We start from the raw sequence: 16,133 nt of genomic DNA on the forward strand, positions 1-16,133 counted from the left end.
CTCCAGCGGTTCTACAGATCGAGCAGACCGGCCGGCGGGTCGACGACGACGCGACCGCCGGCGAGGTCTACCTCGGGGACGATCGCCTTGACGAACGGGATGAGCGCGGTGCCGCCCTCGGGACGGCGCAGCACCAGCAGGTCGGAGGCGGGGGCGTGGTCGATCCGGGCCACCTCGCCCAGCCGGTCGCCGTCGGGGGTGACCACGGCCAGCCCGACGAGCTGGTGGTCGTGGAACTCCTCCGGGTCCTCCGGCGGGGCGACGCCGGCGCTGTCGACCCCGAGCAGCGTGCCGCGCAGCGCCTCGGCGACGTCCCGGTCCGCGATGCCCTCGAACGCGACCAGCATCCGCCCCTGGTGCCAGCGGGCGGCCTCCACGACCAGCTCGGCGGGCACCCGGAAGGGCTGACCCTGCTCGGGCGCGGCCGGCGACGGTGGGGCCGCCCCGGGCTCGGTGCGCGGCGCCCGGTCGCCGGACGCGGAGCGGGGCGGCGCCCCGGGCACGGTGTTCAGCACCATGCCCGGGGCGAACCGCGCTTCGGGCTCGTCGGTCCGCACCTCCACGGTGACCTCACCGCGGATGCCGTGCGGCTTGCCGATCCTGCCGACGATGAGCAGCATCAGTACGAGTCGACGATGTCGACGCGTACGCCGCGCCCGCCGATGGAGCCGATCACCTGGCGCAGCGCCTTGGCGGTCCGGCCGGACCGCCCGATCACCGTGCCGAGGTCCTCCGGGTGCACGCGGACTTCCAGCCGCTTGCCCCGACGGGAGTCGACCATCCGGACGCGTACGTCATCGGGGTGGTCGACGATGCCCTTGACCAGGTGCTCCAACGCCGGACGCAGAGGCATGTCAGGCCTGCTCACCGGCGTCGGCAGCGGCGGCCGGGGCCTCGGCCGGAGCCTCGGTCTTCGGCGCCTCGGCCGGAGCCTCGGTCTTGGCGGCCTTCTTGGCCGGCTTGGCCGGGGTCTCGGCCAGCCCGGCGGCGGCCTTCGCCTCGGCCTCGTACGCCGCGGTGCGGTCGACCCGCTCCGGGGCGACCTTCAGCGGCGGCGGGGCCGGCAGGCCCTTGAACTTCTGCCAGTCACCGGTCAGCTCCAGCAGCCGCTGCACCGCCTCGCTCGGCTGGGCGCCGACGGACAGCCAGTACTGGACCCGCTCCGACTTGACCTCGATGACCGAAGGGTCTTCCTTCGGCTGGTAGACCCCGACGAACTCGATCGCCCGGCCGTCGCGCTTGGTGCGCGAGTCGGCGATGACGATGCGGTACTGCGGGTTGCGGATCTTGCCCATCCGCAGGAGCCGGATCTTTACGGCCACAGTTGTTTCGCTCCTGTTGCGATCTCACCTGCCCGAACGGGCGGTGCACGGGTGAGTGTCGACCGGCACAGTGGGGTTGGGCCGGAGACTGCTCGGTGGACTGGCGACGTGCCCGGGTTAGAGGGCGCCGGACACACGCCGGATACCAGCCAGCCATTCTGCCAGATCGGGCCCGGATCTCTCACACCGGACCGCCCCGGGTCACCCGCCGGGCGGCGGAAGTGACCGAAAGCACACCGGCGGAGCCTGGTCCGGCTTCTCGCGCGCCGGGGTCAGCGCGCCGGGGGGCGGTCCCAGCCGGGCGGCAACTCGTCGGGGGTGACCCAGTCGGGCGGCGGGGTGAAGTCGCACCAGGTGCCGTCGAACGGGAACTCCCCCGCCTCGGCCAGCGCGATCACCCGCTTCCCCTCGGCCCGGACCGCGTCCGGGTCGGCCACCCAGTAGTGCTCGGGGAAGGCCAGCCGCTCGACGAACTCCTCCTCGTCCTTCCACTCCCAGCGCAGGTCCGGACGGACGACCACGTCGAGGTCCTGGTCCACCATGTCGACGCCGGCGAGCGCGCCGTCGTCCCAGCGCACCCCGGGCTCCTCCAGGTTGACGTACCAGTTGGCGAAGCGGTCGTGCGCGTCGCGGAACCACCACACCGAGTGGGCGGCCCCGGCGGGCAGGAACTTCAGCACGGACGGGCCGTTCCACCGGCCGGGGGCCAGGCGGTACGACGAGGAGATCCACTCGGTGAACGGCACCGCCCGCATGCCCAGCCCGGCCGCGGTGACCTCGCTCGCGACCGGGGAGTCGCGGGCCACCCAGAGCACCAGGCCCCGGTCGTCGTCGCTGACCACCCGCGCGGTGCGCACCCAGCCGATCCGGCCCCGGCGTACGTTGCGGTGCACGATCAGTCGCCCAGGTTCGAATCTCACGCCCCGACCCTACCGACGCCGCCCGGTCCACCTGCCGCCGCCGCGCGCCCCGGTGCGCGAAAGGGTCCCCTCCACCGCAGGAGGGGACCCTTTCCGGAGCGGGTTCAGTAGGCGCGGGCCAGGATGGCGACCAGGTCGGGCTCGTCCTCGGAGTCGGGCACCGAGCCGTCGGCGCGCAGCAGGCAGCGCACGGTGACGCCCTGGCCGTTCGCCTCCGCCTCGCCCTGGACGCCGACCGCCGACCACGGCACCATGGCCCAGCCGGTGGCCGCCGCCTCGATCGCCTCGGCGAGGGTCGACACCTCGACCGTGCGGGACTTCCGGTGGGCCAGCGCCTGGTCGTGCAGGGCCCGCTGGTCGGCGTCGAGGGCGGCCAGCACGGCGGCCACCACGTCGGCCACCGGCGTCGGGGACTTCGAGCCGTCCGTACGCCGCACCACGACCGCGTTGCCGGCGGCCAGGTCGCGGGGGCCGACCTCGACGCGTACCGGATAGCCCCGCAGCTCGGCGTCGACGGCCCGGCGGCCGAACGGGGTGTCCGTGCGGTCGTCGAGCGCGACCCGGACCCCGGCGTCGCGCAGCGCGTCGCAAAGCTCTTTCGCCACCTCGGCGGGGCCGCCGGGGCCCTCGCCGTCCTTGACCACCATGACGTACGCCTGCACCGGCGCCAGCTTCGGCGGCACGCGCAGGCCGTTGTCGTCGCCGTGGCACATGATCAGGCCGCCGAGCATCCGGGTCGAGGTGCCCCAGGAGGTCGTCCAGGCGTGCTCCCGGCCACCCTCGGCCGACGAGTAGCTGATGTCGAAGGCCTTGGCGAAGTTCTGCCCCAGCTCGTGGCTGGTGCCGAGCTGGAGGGCCTTGCCGTCACCCATCATGCCTTCGCAGGTGTAGGTGGCGGTGGCGCCGGCGAAGCGCTCGCGGGCCGTCTTCAGGCCCACCACCACCGGGATGCCGAGCACGTTGACCATCAGGTCCTCGTACGCCTCGTGCAGGATCCGGCGGGCGTAGGCGCGGGCGTCGTCGCGGGTCGCGTGCGCCGTGTGCCCCTCCTGCCAGAGGAACTCGCTGGTGCGCAGGAAGATGCGGGGGCGCAGCTCCCAGCGGACCACGTTGGCCCACTGGTTGAGCAGCAGCGGCAGGTCCCGGTAGGAGTCGATCCACTTGGCCATGAACTCGCCGATGACGGTCTCGCTGGTGGGGCGCACCACCACCGGCTCGGCGAGCTGCTTGCCGCCGCCGTGCGTCACCACCGCGAGCTCCGGCGAGAAGCCCTCGACGTGCTCCGCCTCGCGCTTGAGGTAGCTCTCCGGGATGAAGAGCGGGAAGTACGCGTTCTCCGCGCCCGCCGCCTTGATCCGGGCGTCCATCTCGGCCTGCATCCGTTCCCAGATGGCGTAGCCGGCCGGGCGGATGACCATGGTCCCCCGGACCGGGCCGTTGTCGGCCAGCTTCGCCTTGGCGATCAGGTCCTGGTACCAGCGGGGAAAGTCCTCCGCACGGGGAGTGAGCACGCGTGCCATGACCGCACATCCTATGCGTCGGCCGAAGGGACGACGCCATCGGGCGCGACGTCGCCGGTGTCCGCCGTGCCGGCCGGTGCGGCGGGCCGTAGGATGCGACCACCATGGGTGAGGTGAGGGACGGCACCCGTTCACGGGAGGCGATCGTCGAGGCCGCCCGGGCGTTGACCATCGCGACCGGCTGGGACGGCGTCCGGATGGGCGCTGTCGCGCGCGCGGCGGGGGTCAGCCGGCAGACGGTCTACAACGAGTTCGGCACCAAGGCGGGGCTGGCCGAGGCGCTCGCCCGGCACGAGGTCGACCGGTTCGTCGGCGACGTGCGCGCCCTCCTGCACGCGCACGGCGACGACGTCCGGGCCGCCGCGCACGCCACCATCTCGCACACCCTCAACCAGGCCGTCGGCGATCCGTTGATCAAGGCCGTCCTGACCAGCTCCCGGGGCGGCTCGGACGATCTGCTGCCCTACCTCACCACCCGCTCGGAGCTGGTGCTGACCGAGGCCACCGAGGTGCTGCTCGAGTGGGCCGACGGCGTGCTGCCGGGCGCCGACCGGGCCGCGGTCGCCTTCGCGACGGACTCGGTCGTCCGGTTGGTGATCAGCCACATCGTCCTGCCCGGCGCCCCCGTCGCACAGACCGCCGCAGCCCTCGCCGACCTGGCGGTGTACCTGCTCCTGCACGCGGTCACCCAGGGCACCTACTCCGACTGACCGGGCGCCGCAGGCGGCCGAGCGCCACCCCGGCCGGGAGCGTCGCGCCGGGCGGCAGCGCCACCGGGCCCGACCGGGAGGGGCGTCCCCGCCGGCGGGCGGGCGCGGCGGGTCAGCGGACGACGCGACCGCGCAGCACGATGCGGGCGGGGCTGCGCACGGCGCGCAGGTCGGCGCGCGGATCCTCGGGATAGACGACGAGGTCCGCCAGGCCGCCCTCGACCAGCCCGGGGAAGCCGAGCCACTCGCGGGCCCGCCAGGACGCGGCGGCGAGCACGTCCGTGGTGGACATGCCGGCCTGCTCGTGCAGCAGCAGCATCTCCTCCGCCGCGAGGCCGTGGTCGATGCCGCCGCCCGCGTCCGTGCCCACGTAGATCGGCACCCCGGCCTCGTACGCCGAACGCACCACCTCGGGGAAGCGGTCGCGCAGGGCGAGCATGTGGTCGGCGTAACCGGGGAACTTGGCGCGCGCCTGCTCGGCGATCCCGCCGAAGGTCCGAATGTTGATCATCGTGGGGACGAGGGCGGTGCCCCGCCGGGCCATCTCGTCGACCAGGTCCAGGCTGAGGCCCGTGCCGTGCTCCACCGAGTCCACCCCGGCGCGCACCATGATCTCGACGGCCGACTCGGAGAAGGTGTGCACGGCGGCGCGCACCCCGGCGGCGTGCGCGGCCCGGACGGCGGCGGTCATGGTGTCGGCGTCCCAGGCCGGGGCGAGGTCGCCGACACCCCGGTCGATCCAGTCGCCGACCAGCTTCACCCAGCCGTTGCCGGCGCGCGCCTGCGCGGCCACCGTGGCGGCCACCTCCGCCGCGCCGACCTCGACGCCGATGTCGCGCAGGTAGCGCTTCGGCGGCGCGACGTGCCGGCCGGCGCGGGCCAGCCGCGGCAGGTCGGGCTCGTCGTCGAGCTCCGGGTACGGGTACGGCGAGCCGGCGTCCCGGATCGCGAGGACCCCGGCGTCCCGGTCGGTGCGGGCCAGCTCGCGGGCCTGGTCGAGCGAGGTGATCGGGGCGCCGCCCCGGGCGATGCCGATGTGGCAGTGCGCGTCGATCAGCCCGGGCAGCACGAAGCCGCCGTCGGCGATGGTCTCCGCGCCGGGGACCGGGGTGAAGGTCACCCGGTCGCCGACCAGCCACAGGTCACGGACCTCGTCGTCGGGCAGCACCACGCCGCGTACGTGCCAGGCCATGCGTCCTCCGTCTGCGCGCGAAAGGGCGGTCCACCCGCCATTCTTCCCCGTCGGCGCGGGCCGGGGCCGGCCGGGGCGGCGCGCCGCGACTGCGGTGCGTAGCCCGGCGAACACTGGGCGGCACGAACGGTCGATTGACAGATTTCTTTATTTACGCATGTCTTGATGAAGGGAATCTCCATCGCCAGGATGCTCCGCAAGCGCCCGCACAGCGGGCGCGCACAGGTGTCGCCTCACCCCAAAGGAGCGTCGGGACGTGTCACCACGACGATGGCGAATGACAGTGGTCGGCCTGGCGGTCGGCCTCACCCTCCCGATCGGCGCGGGCGCTCCGGCCGCCGCCGCACCGGACCCCGCCCAGGCAGAGGCCAGGGCGGTGGCCGCGAAGGTCGACAAGAAGGTCACCACCCGGCTCGCCGGCCAGGGCAAGGCCAGCTACTGGGTCTTCCTGGACAGCAAGGCCGACCTGTCCGGCGCGGCCAAGCTCCGCGGCAAGACGGAGAAGGCCGCCCACGTCCACCGCACCAAGACCGCCCACGCCGAGCGCAGCCAGGCGGGCCTGCGCGCCATGCTGACCCGCAAGGGCGCGGAGTTCACCCCCTTCTGGCTGGTCAACGCCATCAAGGTGACCGGCGACGCCGACCTGCTCGGCGACCTCGCCGTACGCTCCGACGTCTCCGAGATCCTCGCCGACGACCCGGTCGAGATCCCGAAGCCGCTGCCCGGCGAGACCCTCCCCACCACCAACGCCACCGAGTGGAACATCGACCGGATCAACGCGCCGCGGGTCTGGAACGAGCTGGGCGTACGCGGCGAGGGCATCGTGGTCGCCAACATCGACAGCGGCGTCGACGTGACCCACCCCGCCGTGGCCGCCAGCTACCGGGGCCGCAACGGCGACGGCACCCTCGACCACAACTACAACTGGTTCGACCCGGCCCAGGTCTGCCCCACCGCCGCGCCGTGCGACAACAACGACCACGGCACGCACACCATGGGCACGATGGTCGGCGCGGACGGCGCGAACGTCGTCGGCGTGGCCCCGGGCGCGCGCTGGATCGCCGCCAAGGGCTGCGAGACCAGCGGCTGCTCGCGGGCGTCGCTGCTCGCCTCCGGCCAGTGGATCGTGGCCCCCACCGACCTCGCCGGCGCGAACCCGCGCCCCGACCTCGCCCCGGACGTGGTCAACAACTCCTGGGGCTCCAACGCCTACGACCCGTGGTACACGGAGATCGTCTCGTCGTGGGTGGCCGCCGGCATCTTCCCGGCCTTCTCCAACGGCAACAGCGGCCCGAGCTGCAACACCTCCGGCAGCCCCGGGTCGTACACGATCAGCTACAGCTCCGGCGCTTTCGACGTGAACAACGCGATCGCCAGCTTCTCCAGCCGGGGCACCGGCGAGAACGGCGACATCAAGCCGAACATCGCCGCGCCGGGCGCCAACGTCCGCTCCTCGGTGCCGGGCGGCTACGCGGCGTTCAGCGGCACGTCGATGGCCTCCCCGCACACCGCGGCGACCGTGGCGCTGATGTGGTCGGCCTCGCCGGCCATCCAGGGTGACGTCGCCGAGACCAAGCGCATCCTCGACGACACCGCGGTCGACGTCGCCGCGCTCACCTGCGGCGGCACCGTCGACGACAACAACGTCTTCGGCGAGGGACGGCTCGACGCGTACGCGGCGGTCGACGCCACCCCCCGGGGCGCCCTCGGCGCGCTGGGCGGTCAGGTCACCTCCGGCGGCGCCCCGCTGGCCGGGGCGGACGTGCGGGTCAGCGGTCCGATGACGCGCGCCACCACCACCGCCGCCGACGGCTCGTACGGGCTCGACCGGCTGATGGTCGGCAGCTACACCGTCTCGGTGAGCAAGTTCGGCTACGTCACGGCGACCGCCTCGGTGACGGTCACCGAGAACCAGACGGTCGAGGCGGACGTCGTCGTCACGCAGGCCCCGTCGGCCACGCTGAGCGGCACGGTGCGCACCTCGACCGGCCCGGCCGGTGGCGCCACCGTCACCGTCCTGGGCACCCCCCTCGCCGTCACCGCCGACGCCCAGGGCCACTACTCCGTGACGGTGCCGCACGGCACGTACGACGTCCGCTTCGGGCACGCGTACCGCTGCTCGGACGTGGTGACCAGGCCGGCCCAGGTCGGCGCGGACACGGTCCTGGACGTCACCCTGCCCGACCGGGTCGACGCCTTCGGCTACGCCTGCGGTCCCGCCGGCGGCTCCTTCGTCGCCGGCACGGAGCTGCTGGCGCTGACCGGTGACGACCGCAGCGTGCCCGTCACGCTGCCCTTCCGGGTCCCGCTCTACGGCAAGTCCTACCGGCAGGCGTGGGTGAGCACCAACGGCGTGCTCGGCTTCGACGTCGCGTCGACCAGCCGCCTGAACACCGCCCTGCCCAACGCCACCAACCCCGACCTGGCGCTCTTCCCGTTCTGGGACGACCTCTACGTGGAGGCCGACTCGGGCGTCTACACCGCCGTCACCGGCGCCAAGCCGCACCGCACCTTCGTCGTGGAGTGGCGCAACGTGTCGATCTTCGCCGACCGGTCGATGCGACTGACCTTCAGCGCCGCCATCGGCGAGGACGGCTCGATCACCTACCGGTACGCCGACGTCGACGGCACCGGCGCGGAGACCGGCACCGGCGCGACGATCGGCCTGGAGAACGCCGACGGCAGCGTCGGCTTCGAGTACTCGTACAACGCCCAGGCGGTCGCCGACGGCACGGCGATCGCGTTCCGCAGCACCCGCACCGGGGTGCTCTCCGGCGTGGTCACCGACGCCAACGACGGGCGGCCGGTCGCCGGGGCCACCGTGAGCGCCCGGGTGGGCGACGCGACGGCCACGGAGACCACCGAGGCCGACGGCACGTACCTGATCCAGGCGCCGGCCGGCGCGGTCGGGTTCGCCATCGGCAAGGAGCACTACGAGGCGGCGTCGGGCTCGGTGGCGTTGCCGGCCGGCGGGGCCGAGGTCCGGTCGGCGGCGCTGCGCACCGCGCGGGTCGGCACCCCGACGGGCGAGCTGACCGTCGTCGCCCCGACCGACCAGACCCGGGGCGGGCAGCTCACCCTGAGCAACACGGGGGCGCTCGGCACCGACGTCACGGTCACCGAACTGAACGAGGACGGCGCGCCGCAGGACGTCGGCTGGCTCGGCCTGACCGGCGCCACCGGCACCCTGGCCAGCGGCGGCCGGCACACCGTCGGCGTGGCGACCAGCACCGCCGGCCTGGCCCCCGGCAGCTACCACCGGGCCAAGCTGCGGATCGCCTCGGCCAGCGGGCGGCAGCCCGTCCTCGTCGTCCCGGTCACCCTGGTGGTGCCGCGCCACGCCGTGGCGCTCAACGCCGGCGCGACGTCGCCCCGGGCCGACGTCGAGGGCCAGACCTGGTCGCCGGACCGGGCCTGGACCGCCGGCGGCGCCGGCTACCTCGGCACCTCCAGCCGACGGACGACCAGTACCCCGATCACCGGCACCAACGACCCGGCCCGCTTCGCGGACCAGCGGGAGGGGATGTACGAGTACCGCGTCGACGGTCTCGCCGACGGCCACTACACGGTGGAGCTGGACTTCGCCGAGGTGAAGCGGCAGTACCCGGACAAGCGGGTCTTCGACGTGCTGCTCGAGGGCCAGGAGGTGCTGCCGTCGCTGGACGTGGCCGGTGAGGTGGGCAGCTACGCCGCACTGAACCGGACCTACACGGTGCGGGTGACGGACGGCCAGCTCAACGTGCGGTTCGTGACGCACAAGGGCTACGGGTTGCCGATCGTGAACGCGCTGCGGGTCACCGACCGGCCGGACCTGCCGTCCTGACCGGTCGCACGAGAAGCGGGGCCCGGCCGGTGACGGCCGGGCCCCGCCCGTGTGGACCCGTCGGCGGTGTCAGTCCCCGCCGCCCGCGAGCAGCCCGGCCCGCCGCGTCGTCAGCGCGGGCAGGTCGACGGAGACCTTCCACGGCCGCTCGGTGACGAAGAGGTCCTCGGTGTGCGTCAGCACCTCGTACTCGCCGGTGGGGCCGAGCGTGTACTCCGTCAGGGTCATCCGCTCGTGCAGCGGGTCGACCACCCAGTACGTCCGCACCCCGGCGTGCGCGTAGACCTTCGCCTTGTCGTAGAGGTCGCGGAACGTGGAGGTCGGCGAGAGGACCTCGACGGCGAGCAGGGCGTCCCCGACGGGCACGGGCGACCGGTCGGCGTGCTCGCGACGGATGGCGACCACGTCGGGGCGCGGCTCGTTGCGGCGGTCGATGCGCATCGACAGGTCGATGCTGACCAGGTACTCGGCGGGGCAGTTGACCTCGAGAGCGAGCAGCAGTCGCACGCAGAGGTCCTGATGCACGGCGGTGGGGGACGGCACGATCAACCTTCCGTCGACCAGTTCGTACGGAAGGTCCTTCGGCAGGTCACCGAGGTCGTCAACCGTCCACTCCGACCGCTCGGGCAGGATGGGTGCCACGGTCATGACTCCTCCTTCCAGGGGCGACATCACCCTAGGCAAGGATCACGTCACCCACCGCCAACGACACGCCTCAGCGGGGCCGGCCGTCGCCGCCCTTGCCGAGCTTGTTGAAGTCGATCTTCGGCAGCTTGAAGCCCGGCGGCAGGCCCTGGCCGGCGGCTAGGTCGTTCGGGTCCATGCCCGGCGGGAGCTGCGGCATGCCGCCCGGGAAGCCGCCCGGCATCCCGGCGCCCGCCCCGGCGCGCGGCCGGTTGCCGCCCTTGGTGCCCTTCCGCTTGTTCTTCGGCGACTTGGTCGCCTTGCGCCGGCCGCCGCCGGGCAGGCCCATCATGCCGCCCATCTGCTTCATCATCTTCTGCGCGTCGGCGAAGCGGTTGAGCAGCTGGTTGACGTCCATCACGGCGACCCCGGAGCCGTTGGCGATGCGGGCCCGGCGGGAGCCGTTGATGATCTTCGGGTTGCTGCGCTCTGCGGGGGTCATCGACCGGATGATCGCGGTGACCCGGTCGAAGTGCTTGTCGTCCAGCTCGGCGAGCTGGTCCTTCATCTGCCCCATGCCGGGCATCATGGCCAGCACGTTGGCGATCGGGCCCATCCGCCGGACCGCGATGAGCTGGTCGAGGAAGTCCTCCAGGGTGAACTGCTCGCCGCCCATCAGCTTGGCGGTCATCTTCTCCTTCTGATCGGTGTCGAAGGCCTGCTCGGCCTGCTCGATCAGAGTGAGGACGTCGCCCATGCCGAGGATCCGGCTGGCCATCCGGTCGGGGTGGAAGACGTCGAAGTCCTCCAGCTTCTCGCCGGTGGAGGCGAAGAGGATCGGCTGCCCGGTGACCTCCCGGACCGACAGCGCGGCGCCACCGCGGGCGTCGCCGTCGAGCTTGGAGAGGACCACGCCGGTGATGCCCACGCCGTCGCGGAACGCCTCGGCGGTGCGCACCGCGTCCTGGCCGACCATGGCGTCGATGACGAAGATGACCTCGTCGGGGTCGACCGCGTCGCGGATGTCGGCGGCCTGCTGCATCATCTCGGCGTCGATGCCGAGCCGGCCGGCGGTGTCGACGATGACGATGTCCCGGGCGGCCCGCTTCGCGTGCTCGATCGAGGCCCGGGCCACCTGCACGGGGTCGCCGGTGCCGTTGCCGGGCTCGGGGGCGTACACCTCGACGCCGGCGCGGCCACCGAGCACCTGGAGCTGCCCGACGGCGTTGGGGCGCTGGAGGTCGGCGGCGACCAGCAGCGGCTGGTGGCCCTGGGCCTTGAGCCAGCGGGCCAGCTTGCCGGCGAGGGTGGTCTTACCGGAACCCTGGAGGCCGGCGAGCATGATCACCGTCGGCGGCTGCTTGGCGAACTGGAGCCGCCGCCCCTCGCCGCCGAGGACGGTGATCAGCTCCTCGTTGACGATCTTGATGATCTGCTGCGCCGGGTTGAGCGCCTGGGAGACCTCGGCGCCGCGCGAGCGCTCCTTGACGTTGGCGATGAAGCCCTTGACCACCGGCAGCGCGACGTCCGCCTCCAGCAGCGCGAGGCGGATCTCGCGCGCGGTGGCGTCGATGTCGGCGTCGGTGAGCCGACCCTTGCCGCGGAGCTTGGTGAAGATCCCGGACAGGCGGTCACTCAAGGTGTCAAACACGCGAACATCCCGTTTGTCAGTGTTCCGGCGGGCAGATCGACGGCCGGGCGAGGTGTCCGGCCACCGCTAGGGTAGCCGGCCGGCCGCACCGCCGCTCCGGGCCGGGCACAGCCGGGGCGGCGTCGGCGGGGCGCTCGCTCACACCGCGGCCAGCACCGCGGCCTCCAGCCGGGCCCGGGTCGCCTCGCCCGGCCAGCCGCCGACGAGGTAGAAGGCGTCGACCACGTCCCCGCCGAGGGTGGAGATGCGGGCCGCGCGCACCTGGGCGCCGGCCTCGTCGAGGGCGCAGGTGACCCGGTAGAGCAGGCCCGCCGCGTCGGCGGCGCGCAGCTCCAGCAGCACGGCGTCCGTGGCCGCCTCGCGGTGCCAGACCACCCGCGGCGCGGCACCCCCGGCCCGCGCCGCCAGGGCCCGGCCGCGCAGCCGCTGGGTGACCGAGACGTCGCCCTTCACCGCGCGCCGCAGGTCGGCCCCGAGCGCGATCGGGTCGGGCGCGAGCCCGTACCGGGGCTGCACCCGGCACTCCACCAGGGCCCGGCCGTCGACGGTGGAGGCGTCGGCGGAGAGCACCTCCAGCCGGTGCAACGCCAGGCAGCCGGCCACCGTCGCGAGCAGGCCGCGCCGGTCCGCCGCGGCCACCGCCACCCGGTCCCCCGTCAGGTGTACGACCGGCAGGGGCCCCGCCAGCAGGGCCGGGTCGGGGTCGGGCGGGGCGGGCAGCGCGCCCGTGTCCAGCGCGGTCCGCACCCGGGCGACCAGCTCGGCGACCAACCGGCCCTTCCAGTCCGACCAGGCGCCCGGCCCCGTGGCGGCGGCGTCGGCGCGGACCAGGGCGTGCAGCAGGTCCAGCGTGCCCGGGTCGCCGACCCGCTCGGCCACCCCGGCGATGGTGACCGGGTCGGCGAGGTCCCGCCGGGTGGCCACGTCGGGCAGGAGCAGGTGCAGCCGGACCAGCGTGCCGATCAGCGCCACCTCCGGCCCGGGCAGGCCGATCCGGGCGGCCACCGCCTCGGCCAGCGGCGCCCCGACGGTGCTGTGGTCCCCCGGGAGTCCCTTGCCGATGTCGTGCAGGAGGCCGCCGAGCAGCAGCAGGTCGGGGCGGTCCACCTCGCGGCTGTGCCGGCTGGCCTCGTACGCGGTCTGCACCAGGTGCCGGTCGAGGGTGAACCGGTGCACCGGGTTGTGCTGCGGGAGGCTGCGCAGCCGGGTCCACTCGGGCAGCCAGCCCTCGATCAGCCCGTACCGGTCGCAGGTCTCCCAGGCCGGCACCAGGCCGGGGCCGGCGCCGAGCAGGGTGATCAGCGCGGCCCGGGCCTCGGCCGGCCACGGCGCCGGCAGCGGCGGGCAGTACGCGGCCAGCCACTCGCAGGTGGCCCGGGCGATCGGCAGCCGGGTGACGGCCGCGGCGGCGGCGACCCGCAGCGACAGGCTCGGGTCGGGCCGGGCCCCGATCGCGGTGCGGGCCAGCACCAGCTCGCCGTCGTGCTCGACGACGTCCCGGGCGACCGGTCGGCGCAGCGGACGCCCGTCGGCGCCCCGGCGGCGGCCCGCGCGGAGCCGGTCGGCGGCGCGGAAGGCGTCGTCGAGGACGTGGCTGACGGTCCGGGCGTCCCCGGCGACCCGGCGCAGCAGCGCGTCGCCGACGCCGACGAATTCGGCCCGCTGCGACGCCTCGGACGCGCCGGGCGGGAGCTGCCGGGGTGGCGGGGCGCCGGGCGGGAGCTGTCGAGGCGGGGCCGGGTCGGACGCGCCCGGCGGGGACTGCCGCAACCCGAGCAGCGCGGCGACCCCGGCGCGCTCCTGGGCGATGAGCCGGTCGACCCGGCGGCCGACCTGCCGGTGCAGCGCGTCCCGGGTGTCCAGCAGCCGCAGGTGCGCGGCGCGGACGGCGGGGCGCAGCGCGTCGGTGATCCCGGCGGCGGCGATGGCCCGCAGGATGCCCACGTCGCGCAGCCCGCCGGCCGCCTCCTTCAGGTCGCCCTCCAGCAGGAACGCCAGCTCGCCGTGGGCCGCCCAGCGGGCGGCGGTGAGCTCGCGCAGCGCCGGGAGCTGCCGCACGGCCGTACGCCGCCAGTGGTCGGCGGCGGTGCGCACGAGCGTCTCCGCGAGCGCGGCGTCCCCGGCGACCAGCCGCGCGTCGAGCAGCCCGAGGGCCACCTTCACGTCGTCCTGGGCGACGGAGAGCGCCTCGGCGACGGTCCGGACGGAGTGGTCCAGCCGCAGGCCGGCGTCCCAGACCGGGTACCAGACGGAGGCCGCCAGCTCGTCCACGCCGGGCACCCCGGCGTGCAGCAGGACGAGGTCGAGGTCGCCGTGCGGCGCGCACTGCCGGCGGCCCAGCCCGCCGACGGCGACCAGCGCCACCCCGGGCCGCCGCGGCAGCAGCTCGCGCAACCACCGGTCGTACGCGTCGGCCCGCGCCGCCCGCGCCGCCTCCCCGACGCCGCCGTGGCCGTCGACGACCTCGTCGACCGGGAGCTGCGCGGCGCCGTCGCCGGTGTGGCCCGGCGCGTCGCTCCCGGTCGACGAGGTCATGGCGGTGTCAGAGCGCGTCGAGGCCGCGCTCGCCGGTGCGGACCCGGACGACCTCCTCGACCGCGGTCACCCAGACCTTCCCGTCGCCGATCTTGCCGGTCCGGGCGGCGCCGACGACGGCGTCGACGATCTTGTCGACGTCGATCTCGTCGGTGAGCACCTCCACCCGGATCTTGGGCAGGAACTCGACCGTGTACTCGGCACCCCGGTAGACCTCGGTGTGCCCCTTCTGCCGCCCGTAGCCCTGGACCTCGCTGACGGTCAGGCCGGCCACGCCGAGGGCGTGCAGGGCCTCCTTCACCGCGTCCAGTTGGTACGGCTTGATGACCGCGGTCACCAGCTTCATGTCCAACCCCTCCATCCCAGGAACGTTAACGGGCGACCTTCTCGGCGGCCGGCTCGGTAGGCGCGGCGGGCTCGGCGGGCGGCTCCGTCGGCGCGGCGGGCGCGGCCGCCGGCTCCGTCGCCGGCCTGGCGCCGGTCAGCCCGGCCATGGCGAACGCGCTGCCCCCGCCGCTGCCGGCGGCCGGCGACAGGTCGTAGCCGCTCTCGGCGTGCTCGGCGATGTCGATGCCGCCGACCTCGTCCTCGGCCCGCAGGCGGAAGCCGATCGTCTTCTCGATGGCGAAGGCGAGCACCCAGGCCACCGCGAAGGACCAGGCGGTGACGATCAGGCCGGCCAGGGCCTGCCGGCCGAGCTGGGTCACGCCGCCGCCGTAGAAGAGCCCGTCGGAGGCGCCGATCACGTCGGTGATCGCCCCGTTGACCGAGTTGGTGGCGAAGAGGCCGAGCCAGAGCGAGCCGATCCAGCCGCCGACGAAGTGCACGCCCACCACGTCGAGCGAGTCGTCGTAGCCGAGCTTGTACTTGAGGCTGATCGCCAGCGCGCAGACCGCGCCGGCGACCAGGCCGAGCAGCACCGCCGCCCAGGGCGCGACGAAGCCGCAGGCAGGGGTGATGGCGACCAGGCCGGCGACGGCGCCGGACGAGGCGCCGACCAGGGTCGGCCTCCTGTCCTTGACCCATTCGACGACGATCCAGCCGAGCACCGCGGCGGCCGTGGCGAGCTGCGTGTTGACGAAGGCCAGGCCGGCGACCGAGTCGACGGTGAGCTCGGAACCGGCGTTGAAGCCGAACCAGCCGAACCAGAGCAGCCCGGCGCCGAGCGCGACGAGCGGGATGTTGTGCGGCTTCATGCCCTCCCGGGGCCACCCGAGCCGCTTGCCCAGCACCAGCGCCAGGGCCAGGGCCGCCGCGCCGGCGTTGATGTGCACCGCGGTGCCGCCGGCGAAGTCGAGCGCGTGCAGGTCGGCGCCGATGATGCCGCCGCCCCACACCCAGTGCGCGACCGGGAAGTAGACAAGCGTCGCCCAGCCGAACGCGAACAGCAGCCAGCCGGCGAACTTCGCCCGGTCGGAGACCGCGCCGCTGATCAGCGCGACGGTGATCACGGCGAACATCATCTGGAAGGCCATGAACACGTAGAGCGGGACGCCGATGCCGCTCGGGTTCTCCGCCGTCGCGCCCCAGAGGTCGGTCTCGGCGAGGAAGGTCTTGGTGCCGAGGTAGGCGCCCGGGTCGCCCCAGAGGCCGTTGACATCGCTGCCGAACGCGATGCTGAAACCGTAGAACCACCACAGAACGGAGATGAGCCCGATCGCGGAGAAGCTCATCATCATCATGTTCAGTACACCCTTGGCCCGGTTCAGGCCGCCGTAGAACAGCGCCAGTCCGGGCGTCATGAGCAGCACGAGCGCCGTCGACACCAGCAACCACACGGTGTTGCCGGAATCGATCGTGGGTGCCTCAGGCACGCTGGCCTCCTAAAGGTGAAGT

The 16,133-nt window shown here is 74.0% G+C and carries 13 protein-coding genes; 2 read left to right on the forward strand and 11 right to left on the reverse strand.

The features are described 5' to 3' along the window. Nucleotides 1–11: 11 nt before the first annotated feature. The 5 genes from rimM to proS form a co-directional block, all read right to left on the reverse strand. Nucleotides 12–617, reverse strand: coding sequence for a ribosome maturation factor RimM (gene rimM / locus AB0G08_RS07320; RefSeq protein WP_358084696.1), 606 nt, complete (start codon nucleotides 615–617; stop codon nucleotides 12–14). A 2-nt stretch (nucleotides 618–619) separates the two neighbouring features. Next, complete coding sequence (locus AB0G08_RS07325; RefSeq protein ID WP_172862164.1) at nucleotides 620–880, reverse strand: RNA-binding protein; 261 nt, start codon at nucleotides 878–880, stop codon at nucleotides 620–622. Next, nucleotides 855–1,322, reverse strand: coding sequence for a 30S ribosomal protein S16 (gene rpsP / locus AB0G08_RS07330; protein WP_357872139.1), 468 nt, complete (start codon nucleotides 1,320–1,322; stop codon nucleotides 855–857). The genes AB0G08_RS07325 and rpsP overlap by 26 nt, the downstream gene beginning before the upstream one ends. Nucleotides 1,323–1,594: 272 nt before the next feature. Further along, nucleotides 1,595–2,242: a DUF402 domain-containing protein gene (locus AB0G08_RS07335; RefSeq protein ID WP_358084448.1), complete on the reverse strand. Its 648-nt coding sequence runs from the start codon at nucleotides 2,240–2,242 to the stop codon at nucleotides 1,595–1,597. A 104-nt stretch (nucleotides 2,243–2,346) separates the two neighbouring features. Next, nucleotides 2,347–3,762, reverse strand: coding sequence for a proline--tRNA ligase (gene proS / locus AB0G08_RS07340; protein WP_358084451.1), 1,416 nt, complete (start codon nucleotides 3,760–3,762; stop codon nucleotides 2,347–2,349). Nucleotides 3,763–3,866: 104 nt separating this feature from the next. Between proS and AB0G08_RS07345 the strand changes: the two genes are divergently transcribed. Next, nucleotides 3,867–4,472, forward strand: coding sequence for a TetR family transcriptional regulator (locus tag AB0G08_RS07345; RefSeq protein WP_358084454.1), 606 nt, complete (start codon nucleotides 3,867–3,869; stop codon nucleotides 4,470–4,472). A gap of 112 nt (nucleotides 4,473–4,584) precedes the next feature. Here the strand turns inward: AB0G08_RS07345 and AB0G08_RS07350 are convergent, their stop codons facing one another. Then, complete coding sequence (locus AB0G08_RS07350) at nucleotides 4,585–5,664, reverse strand: amidohydrolase family protein (RefSeq protein WP_358084456.1); 1,080 nt, start codon at nucleotides 5,662–5,664, stop codon at nucleotides 4,585–4,587. Nucleotides 5,665–5,941: 277 nt separating this feature from the next. Between AB0G08_RS07350 and AB0G08_RS07355 the strand changes: the two genes are divergently transcribed. Beyond that, nucleotides 5,942–9,487: a S8 family serine peptidase gene (locus AB0G08_RS07355; protein WP_358084459.1), complete on the forward strand. Its 3,546-nt coding sequence runs from the start codon at nucleotides 5,942–5,944 to the stop codon at nucleotides 9,485–9,487. 69 nt (nucleotides 9,488–9,556) lie between these two features. Here the strand turns inward: AB0G08_RS07355 and AB0G08_RS07360 are convergent, their stop codons facing one another. From AB0G08_RS07360 to AB0G08_RS07380, 5 genes are all read right to left on the reverse strand, one after another. After that, the gene (locus tag AB0G08_RS07360) at nucleotides 9,557–10,135 is read right to left on the reverse strand and encodes a Uma2 family endonuclease (protein WP_358084462.1); all 579 of its coding nucleotides are present in this window, start codon (nucleotides 10,133–10,135) and stop codon (nucleotides 9,557–9,559) included. 67 nt (nucleotides 10,136–10,202) lie between these two features. After that, nucleotides 10,203–11,762 carry a signal recognition particle protein gene (gene ffh, locus AB0G08_RS07365; RefSeq protein ID WP_358084464.1) on the reverse strand — a complete coding sequence of 520 codons (1,560 nt, stop codon included), beginning with the start codon at nucleotides 11,760–11,762 and terminating at the stop codon, nucleotides 10,203–10,205. A 138-nt stretch (nucleotides 11,763–11,900) separates the two neighbouring features. Further along, complete coding sequence (locus AB0G08_RS07370; protein ID WP_358084467.1) at nucleotides 11,901–14,297, reverse strand: [protein-PII] uridylyltransferase; 2,397 nt, start codon at nucleotides 14,295–14,297, stop codon at nucleotides 11,901–11,903. Nucleotides 14,298–14,304: 7 nt separating this feature from the next. Next, on the reverse strand, nucleotides 14,305–14,643 hold the full coding sequence (locus AB0G08_RS07375; protein WP_176733926.1) for a P-II family nitrogen regulator: 339 nt from the start codon (nucleotides 14,641–14,643) through the stop codon (nucleotides 14,305–14,307). Between the two features lie 25 nt (nucleotides 14,644–14,668). Then, nucleotides 14,669–16,111: an ammonium transporter gene (locus AB0G08_RS07380; protein ID WP_358084470.1), complete on the reverse strand. Its 1,443-nt coding sequence runs from the start codon at nucleotides 16,109–16,111 to the stop codon at nucleotides 14,669–14,671. Nucleotides 16,112–16,133: the final 22 nt, after the last annotated feature.

Source organism: Micromonospora sp. NPDC023644, from assembly GCF_040640115.1.
Lineage (GTDB): Bacteria > Actinomycetota > Actinomycetes > Mycobacteriales > Micromonosporaceae > Micromonospora.

Coding starts and splice junctions, on each gene's coding strand:
- proS (WP_358084451.1), bottom strand. CDS start 3,762: ATGGCACGCGTGCTCACTCCCCGTGCGGAGGACTTTCCCCGCTGGTAC.
- AB0G08_RS07345 (WP_358084454.1), top strand. CDS start 3,867: ATGGGTGAGGTGAGGGACGGCACCCGTTCACGGGAGGCGATCGTCGAG.
- AB0G08_RS07350 (WP_358084456.1), bottom strand. CDS start 5,664: ATGGCCTGGCACGTACGCGGCGTGGTGCTGCCCGACGACGAGGTCCGT.
- AB0G08_RS07355 (WP_358084459.1), top strand. CDS start 5,942: ATGACAGTGGTCGGCCTGGCGGTCGGCCTCACCCTCCCGATCGGCGCG.
- AB0G08_RS07360 (WP_358084462.1), bottom strand. CDS start 10,135: ATGACCGTGGCACCCATCCTGCCCGAGCGGTCGGAGTGGACGGTTGAC.
- AB0G08_RS07370 (WP_358084467.1), bottom strand. CDS start 14,297: ATGACCTCGTCGACCGGGAGCGACGCGCCGGGCCACACCGGCGACGGC.
- AB0G08_RS07375 (WP_176733926.1), bottom strand. CDS start 14,643: ATGAAGCTGGTGACCGCGGTCATCAAGCCGTACCAACTGGACGCGGTG.